Genomic DNA, 19,254 nt, shown 5'->3' on the forward strand with positions numbered 1-19,254 from the left:
GGCACGTATCCGAACACGTTATTTGTGGGGTTCGAAGCGCGGCTCCTAGTATCACCCCGAAAGGGCAGGCCAAGGCAAGCCCGGTCAGGTCCGGTAAATACAAGAGGCCACGCGATATGAAATCTTTAGCACTGCTGCGCTGCATCCTGCTCGTCCACGCCAGCCTGTTGGCCCTGCACCTGGGGGCGACACCGATGACCGAGGAACTGACACCCGTGGGCGCCGAACGAGGGCCTACCCGCGATGGCAGTGTCCCGGCATGGACTGGCGGTTTGCAAGCGGGTCAGGTATCGCTGTCGGTCAACGGTACGCCACTGGATCCCTACGCCGATGAGCAGCCGCTGTACGTCATCACCGCGCAGAACTACCAGCGCTATCGTCAGCAGCTCACGGATGGACAAGTGGCCTTGATCGAGCGTTATCCCCAGTCGTTTCGCCTACCTGTCTACCCGTCGCATCGCAGTGTCGCGGTGTCGACCCAAGTGGCCGAGTGGGCGCGGCACAACGCTAGCAGCGTTCATTTGACCAACGATGGCAATGGCTTGCAGGGCTTTGCCGGAGTGCTCGCATTTCCGCAGCCGAGCAACGGCCTGCAAGTGCTATGGAATCACCTCACGCGACCGCGAAATGGCAGCTACAGCCTGGCCTCGGACAGTGTCACCCCACGGGGAGACGGACGCTTCGTCACGATGAGCATGCAACAGACCTTCGCCCGACCCGATGTACTGGCCGAAGGTCGGACCGGTAACGTGTTGTACTACCTGAGCTACCGCCTGACCGCGCCGTCGCGCCTGGCCGGTGACGCCGTGGTGCTGCACGAAACCCTCGACCAGGTGGCGCAGCCGCGCTTGTCGTGGTTGTACAGCAGCAGCCAGCGGAGGGTTCGTCGCGCACCGGCGCTGGCCTATGACAGCATCACCCCGGGCACTGCCGGCCTGCGAACCGCCGACAGCCGGGATATGTTCAACGGCGCTCCAGACCTCTATGAATGGACTTTGGTCGGTAAGAAGACCCTGCACGTGCCCTATAACAGCTATCGCCTGGCATCGCCGCTGGTCGGTTATGCAGCACTGGTCGGCCCAGGCCATGTCACCCCGCAGTTGACCCGTTACGAGCTGCACCGGGTCTGGGAACTGGTGGGCACCCTGAAGCCGGGGGCGAAGCATATCTATGCGAGCCGTCGTTACTACCTGGACGAGGACAGCTGGGCCATCGTCGAGGCGGACTTCTACGATCGCCAGGGAAAGCTTTGGCGTACGGCCCAGGCCCACAGCTATTACCACGTGGCGGGGCAGTCACTGGTCAACGCCATGGAGGCGATCTACGACCTACGCAGTGGCCGCTACCAGCTCTCAGGCCTGACCAACGAGCAACCCAGGCCCTTCGCCTTCAATGTACGCACCAGTGCATCTTACTTCTCACCCGGCGCACTGCGTAGCCAGGGGCTGCGCTGAAAAAGGACCCTAGATGGATCCTGATCATCGTCACCGTACGTGGGAACGCTGGTTGCTGGGGCAGGGCAAGCCTCCCGACCCGCGCTTTACCCTGGCCAATGAGCGCACCTTTCTTGCGTGGATCCGCACAGCCCTGGCGTTGCTCGGCGGGGCCATTGCCATCGAGACATTCGCCGCTCACGCCTGGCCCCAGCCGGGTCGGGTGGCGATGGAAATGGCACTGCTGGCAGCCAGCTTGCTGGTAAGCCTGGGCGCTGGCTGGCGCTGGTTAACGGTGGAACGCGCACTGCGTTGCGAAGCGCCATTGCCGTTACCTCGGCTGGTACCGCTGCTGAGCATCGCATGCGCGCTGGCCAGCATTGCGCTGGTAGAGGCGTTGTGGGGGCGTTGGCATGGTTGATTGCAGTGTCGACCAGGGACTGCAGGCAGAACGCACGGTGCTGGCCTGGCGGCGTACCCAAGTCTCATTGCTGCTAGTGGCATGCCTGGCCTGGCGCGGCGAAATGCTCGCCATTGCGGGCATGGGCGTGCTGCTGGCGTTGCTGGGGCGGGTGCGGGAGCAGGGGATCTACCGCCGAGGACTGGGCATGTTGTGCAGCGAACAAGGGCGCGCAGGCGCCTGCATCGTGCCGCTCTGTGCCATAGGGGTGGCGCTGCTGGTGCTGTGTGTGTGGTTGCGCCGCTCAATCTAGAGCGGCGCTGTCGAGTCAATCAGGGCGTGACGATGTTGAAGCGCCCATCTGGTTCGTCCAACTGCGCCATGAAGCGCATGAATTTCTCCCGCTCGCCGCTGATGACGATGCCACCTGACTTGGTTTCCTTGAGGAAACCGGTCTGCTTGAGTGCGATGAGGTCCAAGGTGGCCTTGCTCATCGACACTTGCACATCCGCCTTGGCGTGTTGCGTATGGTCGCGGTGGGTAAGCACGCCATTGCGCAGGGTCAGGGCATAGGACTCGTTCATGTCGGTGAAGCGCCAGTTGATGGTCAGGTCCTGCGCGGCAGCTTTGGCTGCATCGACACGCACGCCCAGGTAGTCGAAGAACAGCGATGGGGTCAGCGCTCGCACCAGGTCATCGGCGCTACCGCCCCTGCTGGCGGTGGTTGCCACACCGTTACGCAGTTCCTGCGCGCCGGTCAGGTAGGCGTTGCGCCAGGTGGCGTTTTCGCTTTGATAGCCCAGTTGCTCCAGTGCGTCGGCTTGCAGCTCGCGCGCGGCGCGATGGTCCGGCTGGGCGAAAATCAGGTGGCGGGTAAGCTCTGCTACCCAGCGGTAGTCGCCGTTGTCATACGCTTGCTTGGCCAAGGTCAGCACTCGCTCGGCACCGCCGAGGGCCTTGACGTAATGTTCGCCAGTCTCGCGTGGCGGCAGCGGGTTCAGCGTCGCCGGGTTGCCATCGTAGAAGCCCATGTAGCGCTGGTAAACCGCACGCACGTTATGGCTGAGCGAGCCGTAATAGTCGCGGCTGTACCATTTGCTGGCCAGCCGAGGCGGCAGCGAGGTCAGTTCGGCGGCGATCTCGGTGGGGCCAAGGCCCCGGTTGATCAGGCGCAGGGTCTGGCTGTCGATGAAGGCATACATGTCGCGCTGGTCGGCCAGGTACTCGCGGATCGCCTCACCACCCCAGGTCGGCCAGTGGTGCTGGGCGAAGACCACTTCGGCCTGGTTGCCGTAGCGCAACAGCGATTGATCCAGGTAGTACGCCCAGACCTTGGCATCGCGCACCTGGGCGCCGCGCAAGGTCAGCACGTTGTGCTGCACGTGGGAGGCGTTCTCGGCCATGCACAGGGCTTTGAACGTGGGGAACCACAGGTTCATTTCGGCAGGTGCCTCGGTGCCGGGCGTGAGCTGGAACTCAATATCGACACCATCGATGCGCAGCGTCTCGATGGGTTTTTCGATCAGCCGCGTGGGGGCGATCAGGCTGACCGTGGCATTGGCCGGTACACCCTTGCCAAGGCCAGCGTCCACTTGGCCGCGCGGCCCGCGTGGCAGCGGTGCGCCATACATGTACTGCGCTCGTCGCTTCATTGCAGGCCCCGCCAACACGTTTTCGCTGATGGCATGCTCGAAGAAGCCCTGCGGGGCGATGACCTGAACCTTCCCGGCCTTGACGTCGGCCTCGTCGATCACGCCGCGCACTCCGCCGAAGTGATCGACGTGGGGATGGGTGTAGATCACCGCCACCACCGGACGCTGCGGGCGATGCCGGAAGTACATCGCCAGCCCGGCCTTGGCAGTCTCGACCGACAGCAGCGGGTCCATGACGATCAGGCCGTGCTCGCCTTCGATCAGGGTCATGTTGGCCAGGTCAAGGCCACGTACCTGGTAGATGCCCTCGGTGACCTTGAACAAGCCTGCGATGGTATTGAGCTGGGCGATACGCCACAGGCTCGGGTTGACCGTGGCCGGTGCCTCGCCGTTGAGAAATGCATAGCGCTGCAGGTCCCAGACGGTTTTGCCATCGGCAGTGACTACGGCTTGGTCCACGGCTTCGAGCAAGCCGCGGCGAGCATCGGCGAAGTCGTTACGGTCGGCGAACGGCAGGCGTTGAAGCCATTGCTGATTACTCTGGCGGGTGAGGTCGGTAGCGTCCTTGCCGGGCGAATCGGCGTGCGCGGTAAAGGGCAGAGCGATGGCCAGCAGGTAGGGCAGAGATCGTAGGCGCATGGGGCATTCCTTGTTGTTTTGAGGGCGACCACTCTAAGGACAGAGCTTGGCGCCTAACCAATACCTCTGCTGTATGCCCTGCCATGCCCGGATGCGATGGCTCAGCCGGCGCGTATGTCCATGATACGGGCCACCAGCCAGGCCAACGCCGGATCGTGCTGGCGGTGAGCAAGGTACACCAGCTCCAGCTGGAACGGTTCCAGGGCGAAGGGCAGGTCGAATACCTGCAGCGGCAGCAACTGGGCGAAATGGCGCGCCAGCGCGGTGGGCAATACCACACACAAGTCAGAACTGGCGGCAAGGTGTGCGGCTTGCAGATAGTTGGGTGTGGTGTAGACGATACGCCGGGCTAGACCCTGCTCGCCCAGCCACTGATCGACCATGCCACGGGTCTGGCCGCCGTGCACCCAAAGATGACGCAAGCCCAGGAAAGTCTGCAGGTCGAGTGCGCCATCGACGTCGGGGTGTCCCTGGCGTACTGCCACATGCAGGGTCTCGCTGCGCCAGTGGCGTCGCTCATAGCGTGCCGGCACTTCGTCGAAGCGCCCCAGTACCAGGTCCAGTTCACCCCGGTCGAGGGCTTCGGCCGGCAGGTTGGGCGCCAGATGCACGACATCCACGCGCAGGTGGGGGGCCTGGTTGTGCAAGGTGGTCAATAACCCGGGCATGCATAGCTGTTCGGCAAAGTCGGTGAGGGCGATGCGCAGTTGCCGGTGGCTCACCGATGGCGTGAAGCTGTCTCCGCCGCCAAGGGTCTGCTCTATCTGTTGTAAGGCCGCACGGATCGGGCCCTCCAAGGCCAGCGCGCGCGGGGTAGGCCGCATTCGTCGGCCAACCCGTACCAGCAATGGGTCATCGAGCAGGTCGCGCAAGCGGGCCAGTGCGTTGCTCACCGTGGGCTGGGTCAGGGCCAGGCGCTCGGCGGCGCGAGACACATTTTGCTCGCGCAGCAGCATGTCTAGCACGCGCAACAAGTTGAGATCGAAGTTGCCAATATTCATGCGAAAAATACATGGGATGGAAAATGAAAATTTCAAAAATAGTAGGCGCCTGACTAGGGTGGGGGCAATGCCTTCACACTGAGAATCAGGAGCGTCATGCGTGAATACTCCCTATAACGTTGAGCAGACGGCGGTGATTGGTGCCGGGACGATGGGTCGCGGCATTGTCATCAGCCTGGCCCGTGCAGGGCTGCCCGTGTTGTGGCTGGATAACGACCCGCGCGCCACGGAGACGGGCCTGGCGATGCTCAAGCAGACTTGGGCGCAGCAGGTTGCCAAGGGTCGCATCGACCAGGCAGAGGCCGATGCCTGCCTGGCGCGCGTGAGCCAGGTAACCACCTATGCAGACCTCGCCCAGGTCGACCTGGTGATCGAAGCGGTGTACGAGAACCTTGCCCTCAAGCAGGAGATTTTTCGCACGCTGGACGATACCCTCAAAGCTGAAGCAATCCTGGCCAGCAATACCTCGGCGCTGGACATAGACGCGATCGCTGCCGTGACCCAGCGACCTGAGCAGGTACTGGGGCTGCATTTCTTCAGCCCGGCGCACGTGATGAAGCTGTTGGAAGTGGTACGTGGTCAGCGCACATCGCCTGCCGTGCTCGATGCGGCCCAGGCCCTGGGGCAGCGGATGGGCAAGGAAGTCGTGGTGGCTGGCAACTGTCCGGGTTTCATCGGCAACCGCATGCTTGCCACCTATGTCGCCGAGGCCCGCAAACTACTGCTGGAAGGTGCGACGCCAAGGCAGGTGGACGAGGCGCTGCAAGCCTTCGGCATGGCCATGGGGCCGTTCCGCATGTACGACGTGGTTGGCATCGACCTGGAGTGGCGTGCCCGCCAGCTGGCCGGCGTAGGAATGGAGGCCCCCCTGGCCCAGGTCGACAATGCCCTGTGTGCGCTGGGTCGTTTCGGACAGAAGACGGGTAAGGGTTACTATCGTTACGCCCCTGGAAGCCGAGAAGCCGTGCACGACCCCGAGGTCGATGCGCTGGTGCTCAAGGTTGCCCACGACCTGGGCGTGCGCCCGCGTGAGATCGGCGAAGCAGAGATCCGCGAGCGATGCCTGCTGGCACTGGTCAATGAAGGTGCGAAGATCCTCGAGGAGTCGGTTGCCAGTTGCAGCGATGACATCGACCGCGTCTACCTGCATGGCTATGGATTCCCGGCGGATATCGGTGGGCCCATGCGCTGGGCCGACCAACAGGGACTGGGGTCGTTGCTGGGGCGCCTGGAGCGTCTGCAAGGCCTGTTCGGCGAGCACTGGCGCCCGTCTGGGTTGCTGATGCGTCTGGCGGCCGAGGGTAAGCCGTTGGCCAATGTCCGCGAGGGCCGCGCATGAACTACCTGGCCCCCCTGCGTGACATGCAGTTCGTCCTGCACGAAGTCTTCGACGTGACGGCCCATTGCACCCGCTTGGGCAATGAGCTGGACCGTGAAACCATCGACGGCATTCTCGATCAAGGTGCGCGCTTTGCCAGCGAGGTGGTGGCACCGCTCAATCGCCAAGGCGACGAGCAGGGCTGTCGCCTCGAACAGGGCCGTGTAATCACGCCCGATGGCTTCCGCGATGCCTACCAACAGTACGTGGAACAGGGCTGGGGCGGTATGACCGGCTCGCTGGAATACGGCGGGCAAGGCTTGCCGCAGATGGTCTCGGCATGCTTTCACGAAATGCTGATGAGCGCCTCGTTGTCTTTCCGGATCTATTCCGGTCTGACCGAGGGGGCAGCCTTGGCCGTGCACCGGCATGGCAGCGACGCTCTCAAGCGTGATTACCTGGGCAAGCTGGTCAGCGGTGAATGGACCGGCACCATGTGCCTGACCGAGCCCCAAGCAGGCACCGACCTGGCGTTGCTGCGCACTCGGGCCGAGCCGCACGGCGATGGCAGCTATCGCATCAGCGGCAGCAAGATTTTCATCAGCGGCGGCGATCAGGACCTGACCGACAACATCGTCCACCTGGTGTTGGCACGCCTTCCCGATGCGCCCGTCGGGGTTCGCGGCATCAGCTTGTTCCTGGTGCCGAAGTTCGTGTGCTCAGCCGAGGGTGGACTGGGCACGCGCAACGCGCTCGAATGCGGCGCGCTGGAACACAAAATGGGTATCAAGGGCGCGTCCACCTGCGTGATGAACTTCGACGGCGCCCGTGGCTGGCTGGTGGGCGAAGCCAACCAGGGCCTGGCCTGTATGTTCACCATGATGAACGACGCGCGCTTCCAGGTCGGCCTACAAGGTCTGGGCATTGCCGAGGCGGCCTTCCAGGGCGGCCTGGCGTATGCCCGTGAGCGTCTTCAGTCGCGCAGCCTCGTAGGGCCGCAGGCGCCCGAACTCAGTGCCGACCCCATCATCTGCCACCCTGACGTGCGGCGCATGCTGCTGACCCAGAAAACCCTCAGCGAAGGATGCCGCATGTTGGCGGCTTTCGCGGCGCAGGCGCTCGACCTGGAGCATGGTGGCGAGCAGCCAGAGGACCGGGCCGCCGCCGGCCGGCAGGCGGCACTGTTGATCCCCATCGTGAAGGCATTTCTCACCGACGTCGGCCAGGAGGTCGCCAGTCTTGGCGTGCAGCTCTATGGTGGGCATGGCTACATCCGCGAATGGGGCATGGAGCAACTGATGCGCGACAGCCGAATCACCCAGCTGTACGAGGGCACCAATGGCATCCAAGCCCTGGATCTGGTTCGGCGCAAGGTATTGGCCGACGGCGGCGAGCAGCTGTGGCTGTTGATCGATCAGCTACTTGCGGCGGCGCGCCAATGCCACGCAAAAGAACTGGTGGGCATGTCCGAGGCGGTGATCCAGCGTCTACAAGAGTGGCGCAACCTGAGCGCTGAAGTGCTCGATGCCTGCCGCTGCGACCCTCAGGAGATCGGTGCAGTGTCGGTGGACTTCCTCGCCTATTCAGGCTACGTGCTGCTGGCAGCGCTGTGGCTCCGGGCAGCCGAGCGCGCAAGCGCTGCCTTGGCTGCAGGCAGCGGCGACGGCGCGTTCTACCAGGCGAAATTGCATGCGGCGGCTTTCTACTGGCGGCGGATATTGCCGCGCGCCAGTGCCCACTGCGAGGCGTTGCGTGGCGGTGCTCAGTGCCTGATGAGCCTGGATGAAGCGCATTTCGCCTTCTGACCGGTTTGCCGTTCCCCTACAAGAACAAAAGGAATTCGGACATGCAGCCATTCAGTTTTGCCACCACCCCCCACCTGTTGTGCGAAGTCGGCGCCGCGGGGCGCCTTGCCCAGTTGTGTCAGCAACGCGGCGCGCGTCGCGTGTTGATCGTGACCGACCCGGGCATCACAAGCCTGGGCATGCTCGATGACCTGTTGCCCGGCTTCACCCAGGCGAACCTGAGCGCGGCGATTTTCAGTGAAGTCAGTGCCGACCCCAGTCATGCCTGCGTACTGGCAGCGGTCGGTCGTGCCCGCCACATCGGGGCCGAGCTGATCGTCGGCTTTGGCGGCGGCAGCTCCATGGATGTCGCCAAGCTGGTTGCGCTGCTGGCGCACCCTGACTGCGAGCAAAGCCTGGAAGCGGTCTACGGCATCAACCAAGCCAAGGGCCAGCGTCTGCCCCTGATCCAGGTCCCTACCACCGCCGGTACCGGTTCGGAGGTAACGCCCATCGCCGTGATCACCACTGGCGAGTCGGCGAAGATGGCGGTGATTTCGCCGCTGTTGCTGCCTGACCTGGCATTGCTGGACGCTGAGCGAACGTTGGGCCTGCCACCGGCGATCACCGCCGCCACGGGTATCGACGCGATGGTCCACGCCATCGAAGCCTCTACCAGCCAGTTCAAGCGCAATCCAATGTCGAGCCTGTTGGCCCGCGAGGCCCTGGCGCTGCTGGCGCGCAACCTCGACCAGGCGGTGCACAACGGCGGCAATCTACAGGCGCGCCAGGCCATGCTGCTGGGCGCCTGCCTGGCCGGCCAGGCGTTCGCCAATGCCCCGGTGGCGGCGGTGCATGCGCTCGCTTACCCGCTAGGGGCGCGTTATCACGTACCACACGGGCTGGCCAATGCCTTGGTACTGCCTCACGTCATGCGCTACAACCGGCGCGAGGCGTTCGCCGACTACGCGGCGTTGGCTCCAGCACTGTTGGGCGAGCGATTGCTGCCGGGTGATCCGCACGAACTGTGCTGCCAGTTCATCGATGAACTGGAGAAACTTGCGCCGCGCTGCGGCCTGCCCAGCCGGCTGCGTGACGTTGGCGTACCGCGGCACAGTCTGCAGCTGCTTGCCGAGGACGCCATGCAGCAACAACGGTTGCTGGTCAACAACCCGCGCAAGGTGACCCTTGCCGACGCCCTTGCCCTTTACCAGGCGGCGTTCTGAACATGGCCAGGGAGCGCCCGCTGCGCGGCGCCTACCGTCACTTCCAGCCGATCAGCACGCGCTGGCATGACAATGACCTGTATGGGCATGTGAACAACGTCATCTACTACAGCTATTTCGACAGCGCCGTGAACACTTGGCTGATCGAGCATGCCGGCCTGGACGTTCACAGCGACCCAGTTGTGGCCTATGTGGCCGGTTCGGCGTGCGACTACTACGCCTCCGTTGCGTTTCCGCAGCGCATCGAGGTGGGTATCGCTATCGACAAGCTGGGTAACAGTTCGGTGCAGTACGCGCTGGCCGTGTTCGTCGCGGGCCAACCCCAAGCCTGTGCTGCCGGTCGTTTTACCCATGTTTTCGTCGACCGCCGCGACCACCGGCCTGTCCCCATTCCCGCCAAACTGCGCAGCGCGTTCGAACGCTTGCTGCCGGCGTAATTGCACAAGGAGAGCTGTTTCATGCAAGACGCAGTCATCGTATCCACGGCGCGTACGCCTATCGCCAAAGCCTGGCGGGGCGCCTTCAACGACCTCACTACACCAAGCATGAGTGCCATCGCCATCCGTGCGGCGGTCGAGCGCGCCGGCATAGAACCGCAAGAGGTGGAGGACCTGGTGCTCGGCACCGCCATGCAAAGCGGCACTGCCGCGATCAACCCGGCGCGCCTGTCGGCGTTGGCGGCCGGCTTGCCGCTGTCGGTGGCCGGGCAGACCATCGATCGCCAATGCGCCTCGGGGTTGATGGCCATCGCCATCGGCGCCCAGCAGATTCGCAGCGAGGGTATGCAGGTGGTGGTCGGGGCAGGGCAAGAGCAGATCAGCCTGGTGCAGCAGGCGCACATGCAGGCTGCCAACGCTGCGCAAGATGCCACGGTGCGGCGCATGTGCGAGCACGCCTATATGCCCATGTTGCAAACGGCTGAGCGTGTGGCACAGAAGTACGGCATCGACCGTGAGGCGCAGGACCGCTACGCCTTGCTGTCGCAGCAGCGCACGGCTGCCGCGCAACACGCTGGACTCTTCGCCGACGAGATCGTTGCGGTGACCGCTCAGCGCAAGCTGGTGGATCCGGATACCGGCATCCAGACTCATCAACTCGTGCATCTGACCCAGGACGAAGGCAACCGGCCCCACACGCAATTGGCGGACTTGCAGGCGCTGCGTCCGGTGATCGAGGGCGGCTGTGTGACTGCCGGTAACGCCAGCCAGTTGTCCGACGGCGCCAGTGCATGCGTGCTCATGAGCGGTGACCGCGCGGCCCGACTGGGGCAACGGCCGCTGGGGCTGTACCGAGGGATGGCGGTGGTCGGCCTGGCACCGGAGGAAATGGGGATTGGGCCTGTACTGGCGATACCGCGCCTGTTGGCTCGGCACGGCTTGCGGGTGCAAGACATCGGCCTGTGGGAGCTCAACGAGGCATTCGCCTGCCAGGTGCTGTATTGCGCCGAGCAGTTGGACATCGACCCGGCACGCCTGAACGTCAACGGCGGCGCCATCGCCATCGGGCACCCGTATGGCATGAGCGGTGCTCGCATGGTCGGCCATGCCTTGCTCGAAGGCCGCCGGCGCAACGTGCGCTACGTAGTGGTCAGCATGTGCGTTGGCGGAGGCATGGGCGCGGCCGGATTGTTCGAGGTGCTTTGAACGCGCCCACCAGCCATAACGAACCGGCATGGCACTGATCCGAAGACGCTATTTGTGACCGCCGCGCCACCTCACTAATAATCTTCCCACTACTACCGCCGGCCAGTGCGGCCGGCGTTTTCCCCGTTGAACTTGTCTTGTCACTCTCGAATACAACAACAAGAGGTTAAGAGTGAGCGTATACAACCTTTCCTGCCGGCGCCGAGCGCCGCTGGCGGTATTCTGCTGCCTGCTCGCCGCACCGGCCACTGCCTTGCAATTCGATGTCGGCCCACTCGAAGGGCGGCTTGACTCGGCCCTTTCGTTCGCTACAGCCATCAGCACTGCCAACCCGGACAAGCAGCAACTTCAGTACGCCAATGGCAACGATGGGCGGCGAAACTACCGTTCGGGGGATGTCTTCTCGGCGATCTTCAAAGGGACGCACGACCTGGAGCTACGACACGATAACGTCGGTCTGTTCGTGCGTGGCAGCTACTGGTACGACACAATGCAGCGTGATCACCAACAGCGCGCGGTCGCTATCGACGACAACAACCGTCTGGTTTCGACGAAGACCGCGGGCGCCGAGTTGCTGGACACGTTTGCCTATGCTCTCTACGACATCGACGGTGAGCCCGGTTCGCTTCGCCTGGGCAAACAGGTCGTGAACTGGGGCGAAAGCCTGTTCATTCAAGGTGGTCTGAACGTAATCAGTCCGTTCAACCAGGCCGCGCTACGCCGACCTGGCACCGAAGTAAAGGATGCGTTGGTGCCGGTCAACCTGCTGTATATCACCCAGAACCTCAACCAGGCCGTGTCATTCGACGCTTTCTACCAGCTCGATTGGGAGCAGACCCGGCTGGATAACTGTGCAACTTTCTTCGCCGCGAACGATTTCATGCCAGAAGGTTGTCAGGGGCTGGACGTCGGTGGGCAGATGGTCACCAACCCAGCGGTTACCCAAGCACTGGCCCCCTTTGGCGTGACGCTGACCGAGGAGGGCGTGCGTGTGCCGCGTGGCGCCGACCAGACTGCGCGCAATGGTGGTCAGTGGGGCTTTTCGCTGCACTGGTATGTCGAGCCGATGGATACCGAGTTTGGTTTGTACGCGGCCAACTATCACAGTCGCTCTCCGTACCTGGGCACGGTCAGCAGCCGTTATTACGCCAATACCGACTTTGCCAGGCGCTTGTGCGGCAGCATCGGCGTGCCATTGTCCAACTGCGGGGCCTTCCTGACGTCGAGCAACGGGCAGACTCTGGCCGGTGCGCTGCGTATGGGTACCTCGCAGTACGTTGCGCAGTACCCCGAGGACATTCGCCTCTATGGCATCACCTTTGCCACCACGCTGCGCAACGGCACCGCCGTGCAAGGCGAGGTGAGCTATCGCCCGAACATGCCGGTACAGCTGAACGGAAACGATCTGCTGCAGTCGTTGCTCAATGCGCCGGGGCGCAGCCCGCTCAACGCCGATGGACTGCGACCGCCGACCGACAATACCTTGTTCAACGGCTACCGGCGCAAGGAAGTGACCCAAGCCCAGGTGTCGGCGCTGCAGACGTTCAGCCAGGTGATGGGCGCTAACCAACTGTTGCTGATCGGGGAGGTGGGGGCCACCTATGTAGGTGGGCTAGAGGGGCGTTTCGGCCCGCGCTATGGCCGCTCTGGCGCCTACGGTAATGGCGAGCTTGCGGACAACGACGTGTGCCTGGAAATTTCAAGAAGTCCAGGTGACTGCAACGGGGAGGGGTTCGTCACGCCATTCTCCTGGGGTTATCGGCTGCGGGCAACCTTGAGCTACCCGAGTTTGCTCCAGGGCGTGGACATCCGCCCAAACCTGGCCTGGGCTCATGACGTCAAGGGCTATTCCCCCACCGATGGCTCCGCGTTCAATGAAGGGTCGCGCTCGATCAGCGTGGGTGTGGATGCCACATTGGCAAACAAGTACTGGGCAAGCGTTGCCTACACCGACTTCATCGACGGTGACTATGGCACCCGCGGCGATCGCGATTATCTGGCGTTCAGTGTTGGCGCCAGTTTCTAGAACGGCCCAATGTCGGGAATGGAAAACCCGTTGATGCCAAGAGCGTCCGCGAATCGGCAACTTGTGCGACTCGCGGGCCGGCGGCTTGGTGCTAAAGCGTTGCTTGCCGCTGCCAAGCCAGCGGTGAAATGCCTTCGGCCTTGGCAAATGTCCGACAAAAGTGGGACTGGTCACAAAAGCCGCACTCCAGTGCAATTTCGGCCAGCAACATTCCCGAGCCTCCGAGCAGCTCCTTGCTTTTCTTCAACCGTTGCGCACGCATCCACTGCTGCGGGGGCATCTGCAGGGTATCCCTGAACATGCGGGTAAAATGGCTGCGCGATAGGGCGCAGGCTTGAGCTAGCTCAGTAACGGATATGCCGGTGTCCAGATTGTCCAGCATCAACTTCTTCGCGGTCGTCACCTGCCAGGGTTTAAGTCGCCCGGTGGTTTTCAGTGCGACACTGGCCAGCACAGTGCAGTTGTCACTGTTCATACAAGTCCATTTATTCAATGAAGAGGGGTACGACCGATTGGCGTACCCCTCACAGGGGCGATGAGCAGCCCCTTGACGCAAGGGGCTGGTGACGGTCAGACAGGCGCAGCGACTGGGGCTAGGGTAGGCCCATGCTGAACGCGCTCAGGCGCTTTGTGCACCATGGTGTACGCGTAGTCGACACCCATCCCGTAGGCGCCGGAGTGTTCCTTGACCAGCGCCATGACGGCGTCGTAGGTGTCGCGGTTTTTCCAATCGCGCTGCCATTCCAACAGCACTTGCTGCCAGGTGACAGGAATCACACCCGCCTGAATCATGCGTTGCATTGCGTAGTCGTGCGCTTCCTTGGTCGTGCCACCAGAGGCATCTGCGACCATGTAGATTTCGTAGCCGGCATCGTTCATTGCCGACAGGGCGAAGGTGGTGTTGCAGACTTCTGTCCATAGGCCGGAAACGATGATCTTGTTGCGACCGTTTTTCTTCAGCGCATCTCTCACCTTCTGGTCGTCCCAGGAGTTCATGGAGGTCCGCTCCAGCAGCGGAGCGTCGGGGAAGACAGCAAGCAGCTCGGGGTAGGTATGCCCAGAGAAGCTTTCAGTCTCCACCGTCGTGATGATGGTGGGAACATTGAAAATCTTGGCGGCCTTGGCCAGGCCCACCGTGTTGTTCTTGAGCGTTTGACGATCGATGCTCTGTACGCCAAAAGCCATCTGCGGTTGCTGATCGATGAAGATCAGCTGGCTGTTGAGCGGGGTCAGGACTTCAGTTTTTGGATTGTTCATTGTTGCTCCCTGTCTGCTAGATGAAGGTCATCGCACAAGCCTCGGCGCCCGCGTTCGGCAGGCTTCGCTGAGCCATCGGGTGATGTCCTCGGCGACGCCCGTTGCTTGAGTCCGAGTACAAGATAGCCAAACCCAACGCGAAGCGGTGGCGCATTTTTGCGCCAGTAGGAACGCACTAATGCGCCACAGACTTGTTCATCTGCCTGCTAGGATTCGTACGCAAAGGCGGATCCACCTGATCCGGTTCGCCTCAGGAGAATGCGATGACAGCTTCACAACCGCTCAACAAACAAACCGCCTATTGGGGCGTGCCATGGGAGAAGAGTTACGGCTACCCGCAGGCACGGCGGGTAGGAAACGACATTTATGTCTCTGGCCAGTTCAACCATGACGAGGAGGGCAGCCTGATCGCGCCTGCCCCCCTGGATCGTGACGGGAAGCCCAGCGATTTCTCTTCGATGGGCGACCAGATGCGCGCTGCGTACGACAATATCGCCAAGTTACTCGCCCTGTACGGTGCGACGCTCGAGGATGTCGTGGAGGAAACGCTCTACGTGTTGGACATGGACGCTGCATTCGCAGTGGTCGGAAAGGTACGAAAGGCTGCCTACGGCACCGAGCGGCCGCAATGCGCGAGCAACATCATCGGCGTATCGAGGCTGGCCCAACGCCCTCAGTTGATCGAAATTGCTTGCAAAGCAGTGATCGGGTCACGGGCTGAGTGAGCGGCACTCCCGGTCTCGGGCTAAAGGACCGGGAGTTCCCGTTGACCCTCGATCAAAGGCTTCTGGTTGGCAACGGCGGCAGCACAGAACGTCATGAATGCTTTGACCCGCCAGGATTTGCGGATGTCTTGGTGAGTCAGCAACCACAGTTCATCCTGAAGTTCGGGCACCACCGGGCCGATGCGCTCCAACCCTGGCGTGATATCGCCGAGCATGCAGGGCAGAAAACCCACGCCCAGTCCTGCGGCTATGGCAGCGCTTGCGGCTGCGACTGAGTCGGTGCGGAAGGCGATGCACTCGGCAGCGACCCTGTTTTCGACGTAGCTCGTCGCTTTCAAGCCTCTTAGCGCGGCGGAATAGGAAACCCAAGCCTGGCCTTCAGCGAAGAGCGCAGCAGGCGTCATGTGATTGCTGCTGCCATAGGGAGCCCAGGCGATCGAGGCCAGTTTGCGACCAACCAGGCTCTCGGCGGGTTTTTTGGTCGCCCGAACGGCGATATCCGATTCATCCCGGGCAAGGCTCAGTGATTCGTTGCCCACCAGCACTTCGATCGTGATGCCTTCGTTGAGGGCTTTGAAGTCCGCGATGATTGGGGTGAGAAAGTACAGAAGCAGTGAGTCGCTGGTGGTAATGCGCAGTTTACCGAGCGGCCCCTGGCCGGCACGTGATACTCGCCGTGTCACGCTGACGATGTCCAGTTCCACACGCTCGGCGAGCGCTCGCAATTCCGCGCCTTCGAGGGTGAGCAGATAGCCTGACTTGCGGTGATCGAACAAAGCCACGCCCAGTGTTTTTTCCACCTGGGAAACCCGACGCGAGACGGTTGATACGTTGATGCCGAGTTTCTTGGCCGTGGCAGCGCGATTACCGCATTCACTCAGCGTTTTGATGATCCGCAGATCATCCCAGGAAAGCTGATTGGCAGCCTCGCCCACGTTCCATTTCGCATCCTTGGCGGCTTGTGGGCCAGTTGGCAAGTTTTCAGGTAACGACTTCACGTGTCTGGTTCCAGAACAGAATGGGCAGATCATACGAGAAGGGCCGGGGGGAACCCAAGCCGCGAAGGAGCCTCAATGGCACAAGCTTCCAACGTGAGATGGGGCATATTGGGGAGCTTCTGGTGTCTGTGGGGTATCAACCCCCGTTTGCTCGACTACCTCGCATCGCAGGTGCCGCGGGGGCAGGGTGCTGAGCCATCGAGATCGCCAACGCGGCGGTGTTCTTGCCCTGCAATGATTCAAGCTTTGTGAATGGTGCAGAGTTGTTTGTCGACGGGAGGCAAGCTCAGATCCAACAGCATGGATGGGGATGTGCCAAGCGCTGCATCGCTCTGGCGAATGGCACGTCCTACCCACTTGAAAAAGACTTCGGCGATTAGCGTGACGAAACTCTCACCGGAACAGACTGTTGTCCCTGAGCTCAGGTTCAGCCATGCCTGAATCCAGGCGCGGATTCGGTGAGTTGGGTTCAGGCTACGGGGATCGGGTTGTCAACCAGCGACTGGTTGAATTGGTGAATCAGTTCGTGCTCGTTCGCGCCCTGATTAGCGCGCAGTGGGACGACACGATCCACCAGGACCTCTGTAGTGGCGGATTCGAGCTTGGCCAGGGTCTCCTGGATGAAGTCACCCAATGGCATGGCACGCTCATCACCGCTCTTGTGAATCAGGTCGGTGTCGACCCAAGGCGGCGCGATTTCCAACACTTTGACGCTGGTGTCACGCAGGCTGAATCGCTGTGACAGCGAGTAGGAGTGTATGGCCGCCTTGGTCGCCGAATACAGCGCGGTGGCCGCTAGCGGCAGGTAGGCCAGTACCGAGCTGTTGTTGATGATGTAGGCATCCGGTTGTCGCTTGAGGTGCTCGACGAAGGCAGCGCTGACGCGTACCGGGCCCAACAGGTTGGTCTGTAGCAGGCTCACTGCTTGTTCGTCGTCATGGTCTCCTGAGGCCGGGTTGTCGAATGGCATCACGCCGGCATTGTTGATGATCACGTTCAGTGAAGGATGGCGGCGGATCACTTCTTGGGCCACCGCCTTGATCTGCTGCGGATCGTTGATGTCCAGGCGCACGGTATCGATGCCTGGGTTGGCCTGGGCGATTTCATCCAGCAGTGCCTGGCGGCGCCCCGCAACGATCACTTTGTTGCCGCGCTGATGGAAGGCCTCTGCCAAGGCTCGGCCGATGCCTGAAGTTCCACCGGTGATGAAAATGGTGTTAGCACTGAGTTTCATGATCCGTTTCCTTTTTTCCGATCAGTTGGTGGTGTAACGCGGGGCAAGCCGATTGCTCGACAGCTGGCTGAACAGGTGTTGCCGGCTGGCTTCGTAGCGTTCGAATGCCTGAAGGTCGTGCATTGAGGGGATGGAGATGAGTACCTGGTCGTCGAAGTCTTGCAGGGCCCCGTCCACCAGATCCTGGGCCGACATCACGATCCCCGGGTCGAGGTGCTCGACCGGCAAACCGCCGATTTGCCAGAAGTCGGTGGCAGTCGCCCCTGGCAGCACCGCCTGAATTTGGATGCCCTTGTCCGCGAGCTCCTTGCTCAAAGACCGCGTGAAGGCAGTGACATACGCCTTGCTGCCGCCGTAAACGCCATTGAGCAGCTCTGGCGCCAGGCTAACGATGGACGAGATGTTGATCACGGCGCCTTGATTGCGGGCTACAAATCCCGGGATAGCGGCATAGGTAAGGCGGGTGAGGGCGGTGACGTTGAGGGTGATCATTTCGGCCATCCGTTCCACGTCACTTTCCAGCAGGCTGGTGTGGGTGCCGATCCCAGCGTTGTTCACCAGCAAGGTGACGGTGGCGTCCTCGCGCAATTTGTGTTCCACCTTGGCCAGTTCTTCCGGGTTGGCCAGATCTGCCGGGAAGACTTCCACGCTCTGGCGGGTTTCGGTGGTGAGCCGATTTGCCAAGGTGTTGAGGCGCTCCCGATTACGGGCGACCAGTACCAGGTCGTATCCCCGGCGGGCCAGGCGTTCTGCGTAGATGGAGCCGATGCCGGTGGAGGCGCCGGTGATGAGGGCAGTGCCTTTTGATTGCTGCGTCATGGTCGTGCTCCGCTGTTTGATATGGACGCATGATGCAGTCGATCGCTTTCGTCTCAAACGACGTATAGGATACGTTTTTAGGTCATCACCTATTGGAGCTTCCACTGTGCACCGGGTCGGCTATCTGATCACCGAAGGCTTCCAGATCATGTCGTTGGCGACGCAGGCCGTATTCGAGTTTGCGAACATCGTCGCGGGCGAAGCCGTTTACAAGATCCAGAATTTTTCCATCGAAGGCGGCACCGTCCGCTCTTCACTGGGGATGTACATGGATACGCTCCCACTAGGAACACCTGGCCTGGCTGACACCTGGATGGTTACGGGAACATTGACCCCGTTGACGCCGCCGAGTGAGGAAGTGCTGGCCAGCGTGCGAGGATTTGTCGACGGTGCCCGGCGCACGGCCGGGCTGTGTACCGGCTGTTTCGTCTTGGCCCAGGCGGGGGTACTGGATAACCGGCGCGCCACCACGCACTGGGCCTATGCGAAAAAAATGCGTGAGCTTCACCCGAAGATCGAGGTCGAAGAAGATCGGATATTCATTGTGGACGGACAGATCTGGACGTCTGCGGGCATGACCGCCGCCCTGGATATGGCGCTGGGTATGGTGGAAAAGGATCTGGGCACTGAGATGGCCAGATCAGTGGCACGAAAGCTCGTGATGCATCAACGCCGCTCCGGTGGGCAGTCCCAACATTCCGAACTGCTGACGCTTTCGCCGAAGTCAGATCGAATTCAAAGCGCCCTGGATTTCGCGCGCAAGAATCTGAATCGCCCGTTGAGTGTCGAGGAACTGGCCGAAACCGTGCATTTGAGCCCCCGCCAGTTTACCCGCGTATTCACTGCCGAGACGGGACAATCTCCGGCCAAGGCCGTGGAACGTTTGCGCCTGGAGGCAGCCCGCTTGATGATAGAGCAGAGCCGACACAGCCTGGACGTGGTGGCGAAGGAAACCGGATTCAGGGATCGCCGGCATATGCGCGAGGTGTTCATTCGCGGTCTCGGCGTACCGCCTCAAACGATACGAAGGGATGCCCGGCGAGTGGTTGTTGCTTGATGACGACAGCTAACCAGGCTTGAGTGAACCGGGCCTCTAGCG

18 protein-coding genes and 1 pseudogene are annotated in these 19,254 nt (G+C 62.0%); 12 read left to right on the forward strand and 7 right to left on the reverse strand.

All coding sequences use genetic code 11. The features are described 5' to 3' along the window. Positions 1-116 precede the first annotated feature (116 nt). From C4Q26_RS25875 to C4Q26_RS25885, 3 genes are read left to right on the forward strand one after another with little or no spacing between them, the layout of a single operon-like run. Positions 117-1,454, forward strand: a complete 1,338-nt coding sequence (locus C4Q26_RS25875) for a DUF1329 domain-containing protein (protein ID WP_104883893.1) — start codon at positions 117-119, stop codon at positions 1,452-1,454. A gap of 13 nt (positions 1,455-1,467) precedes the next feature. After that, positions 1,468-1,854 (forward strand): YidH family protein, encoded by a 387-nt coding sequence (locus C4Q26_RS25880; RefSeq protein WP_104883894.1) that lies wholly within the window; start codon positions 1,468-1,470, stop codon positions 1,852-1,854. Then, positions 1,847-2,146, forward strand: a complete 300-nt coding sequence (locus C4Q26_RS25885) for a DUF202 domain-containing protein (RefSeq protein WP_104881758.1) — start codon at positions 1,847-1,849, stop codon at positions 2,144-2,146. Before C4Q26_RS25880 ends, C4Q26_RS25885 begins: the two co-directional genes overlap by 8 nt. A 19-nt stretch (positions 2,147-2,165) precedes the next feature. Here C4Q26_RS25885 and C4Q26_RS25890 read toward each other — a convergent pair whose 3' ends face one another. Then, on the reverse strand, positions 2,166-4,124 hold the full coding sequence (locus C4Q26_RS25890) for an alkyl/aryl-sulfatase (protein ID WP_023380609.1): 1,959 nt from the start codon (positions 4,122-4,124) through the stop codon (positions 2,166-2,168). A 101-nt stretch (positions 4,125-4,225) separates the two neighbouring features. Next, a complete protein-coding gene (locus tag C4Q26_RS25895) occupies positions 4,226-5,125 on the reverse strand; it encodes a LysR family transcriptional regulator (protein ID WP_023380608.1) in 900 nt (299 codons plus the stop codon). Between the two features lie 100 nt (positions 5,126-5,225). Here C4Q26_RS25895 and C4Q26_RS25900 point away from each other — a divergent pair, with 100 nt between their 5' ends. The 6 genes from C4Q26_RS25900 to C4Q26_RS25925 all read left to right on the forward strand — a co-directional run bounded on the left by C4Q26_RS25900 (position 5,226) and on the right by C4Q26_RS25925 (position 13,122). Beyond that, complete coding sequence (locus C4Q26_RS25900; RefSeq protein ID WP_023380607.1) at positions 5,226-6,464, forward strand: 3-hydroxyacyl-CoA dehydrogenase; 1,239 nt, start codon at positions 5,226-5,228, stop codon at positions 6,462-6,464. Next, positions 6,461-8,248 (forward strand): acyl-CoA dehydrogenase C-terminal domain-containing protein, encoded by a 1,788-nt coding sequence (locus C4Q26_RS25905; RefSeq protein WP_104883895.1) that lies wholly within the window; start codon positions 6,461-6,463, stop codon positions 8,246-8,248. Before C4Q26_RS25900 ends, C4Q26_RS25905 begins: the two co-directional genes overlap by 4 nt. A 41-nt stretch (positions 8,249-8,289) precedes the next feature. Continuing rightward, positions 8,290-9,453 (forward strand): iron-containing alcohol dehydrogenase, encoded by a 1,164-nt coding sequence (locus tag C4Q26_RS25910; protein ID WP_023380605.1) that lies wholly within the window; start codon positions 8,290-8,292, stop codon positions 9,451-9,453. 2 nt (positions 9,454-9,455) lie between these two features. Continuing rightward, positions 9,456-9,890 (forward strand): thioesterase family protein, encoded by a 435-nt coding sequence (locus C4Q26_RS25915; RefSeq protein ID WP_023380604.1) that lies wholly within the window; start codon positions 9,456-9,458, stop codon positions 9,888-9,890. Between the two features lie 21 nt (positions 9,891-9,911). Next, a complete protein-coding gene (locus tag C4Q26_RS25920; RefSeq protein WP_023380603.1) occupies positions 9,912-11,096 on the forward strand; it encodes an acetyl-CoA C-acyltransferase in 1,185 nt (394 codons plus the stop codon). Between the two features lie 172 nt (positions 11,097-11,268). Beyond that, positions 11,269-13,122 carry a DUF1302 domain-containing protein gene (locus C4Q26_RS25925; protein ID WP_104881763.1) on the forward strand — a complete coding sequence of 618 codons (1,854 nt, stop codon included), beginning with the start codon at positions 11,269-11,271 and terminating at the stop codon, positions 13,120-13,122. A gap of 91 nt (positions 13,123-13,213) precedes the next feature. Here the strand turns inward: C4Q26_RS25925 and C4Q26_RS25930 are convergent, their stop codons facing one another. Both C4Q26_RS25930 and C4Q26_RS25935 read right to left on the reverse strand, forming a co-directional pair. Next, complete coding sequence (locus C4Q26_RS25930; RefSeq protein WP_023380601.1) at positions 13,214-13,597, reverse strand: helix-turn-helix domain-containing protein; 384 nt, start codon at positions 13,595-13,597, stop codon at positions 13,214-13,216. A gap of 95 nt (positions 13,598-13,692) precedes the next feature. Continuing rightward, complete coding sequence (locus tag C4Q26_RS25935) at positions 13,693-14,379, reverse strand: hydrolase (RefSeq protein WP_023380600.1); 687 nt, start codon at positions 14,377-14,379, stop codon at positions 13,693-13,695. Positions 14,380-14,642: 263 nt separating this feature from the next. On the opposite strand from C4Q26_RS25935, the gene C4Q26_RS25940 reads away from it, so the two are divergent. Further along, positions 14,643-15,104: a RidA family protein gene (locus C4Q26_RS25940; protein WP_023380599.1), complete on the forward strand. Its 462-nt coding sequence runs from the start codon at positions 14,643-14,645 to the stop codon at positions 15,102-15,104. Between the two features lie 20 nt (positions 15,105-15,124). Here C4Q26_RS25940 and C4Q26_RS25945 read toward each other — a convergent pair whose 3' ends face one another. Beyond that, positions 15,125-16,081, reverse strand: a complete 957-nt coding sequence (locus C4Q26_RS25945; protein WP_027906945.1) for a LysR family transcriptional regulator — start codon at positions 16,079-16,081, stop codon at positions 15,125-15,127. Positions 16,082-16,249: 168 nt separating this feature from the next. On the opposite strand from C4Q26_RS25945, the pseudogene C4Q26_RS28520 reads away from it, so the two are divergent. After that, a pseudogene (locus C4Q26_RS28520) lies at positions 16,250-16,395 on the forward strand (SDR family oxidoreductase); the annotation flags it as partial. Positions 16,396-16,571: 176 nt separating this feature from the next. Here the strand turns inward: C4Q26_RS28520 and C4Q26_RS25955 are convergent. Both C4Q26_RS25955 and C4Q26_RS25960 read right to left on the reverse strand, forming a co-directional pair. Continuing rightward, on the reverse strand, positions 16,572-17,336 hold the full coding sequence (locus C4Q26_RS25955) for an SDR family oxidoreductase (RefSeq protein WP_023380597.1): 765 nt from the start codon (positions 17,334-17,336) through the stop codon (positions 16,572-16,574). A 21-nt stretch (positions 17,337-17,357) separates the two neighbouring features. Continuing rightward, positions 17,358-18,155 carry an SDR family oxidoreductase gene (locus C4Q26_RS25960; protein WP_023380595.1) on the reverse strand — a complete coding sequence of 266 codons (798 nt, stop codon included), beginning with the start codon at positions 18,153-18,155 and terminating at the stop codon, positions 17,358-17,360. A 106-nt stretch (positions 18,156-18,261) separates the two neighbouring features. Between C4Q26_RS25960 and C4Q26_RS25965 the strand changes: the two genes are divergently transcribed. Continuing rightward, positions 18,262-19,212: a GlxA family transcriptional regulator gene (locus C4Q26_RS25965; RefSeq protein WP_023380594.1), complete on the forward strand. Its 951-nt coding sequence runs from the start codon at positions 18,262-18,264 to the stop codon at positions 19,210-19,212. Positions 19,213-19,254: the final 42 nt, after the last annotated feature.

It is taken from the genome of Pseudomonas sp. SWI44 (assembly GCF_002947915.1).
Lineage (GTDB): Bacteria > Pseudomonadota > Gammaproteobacteria > Pseudomonadales > Pseudomonadaceae > Aquipseudomonas > Aquipseudomonas taiwanensis.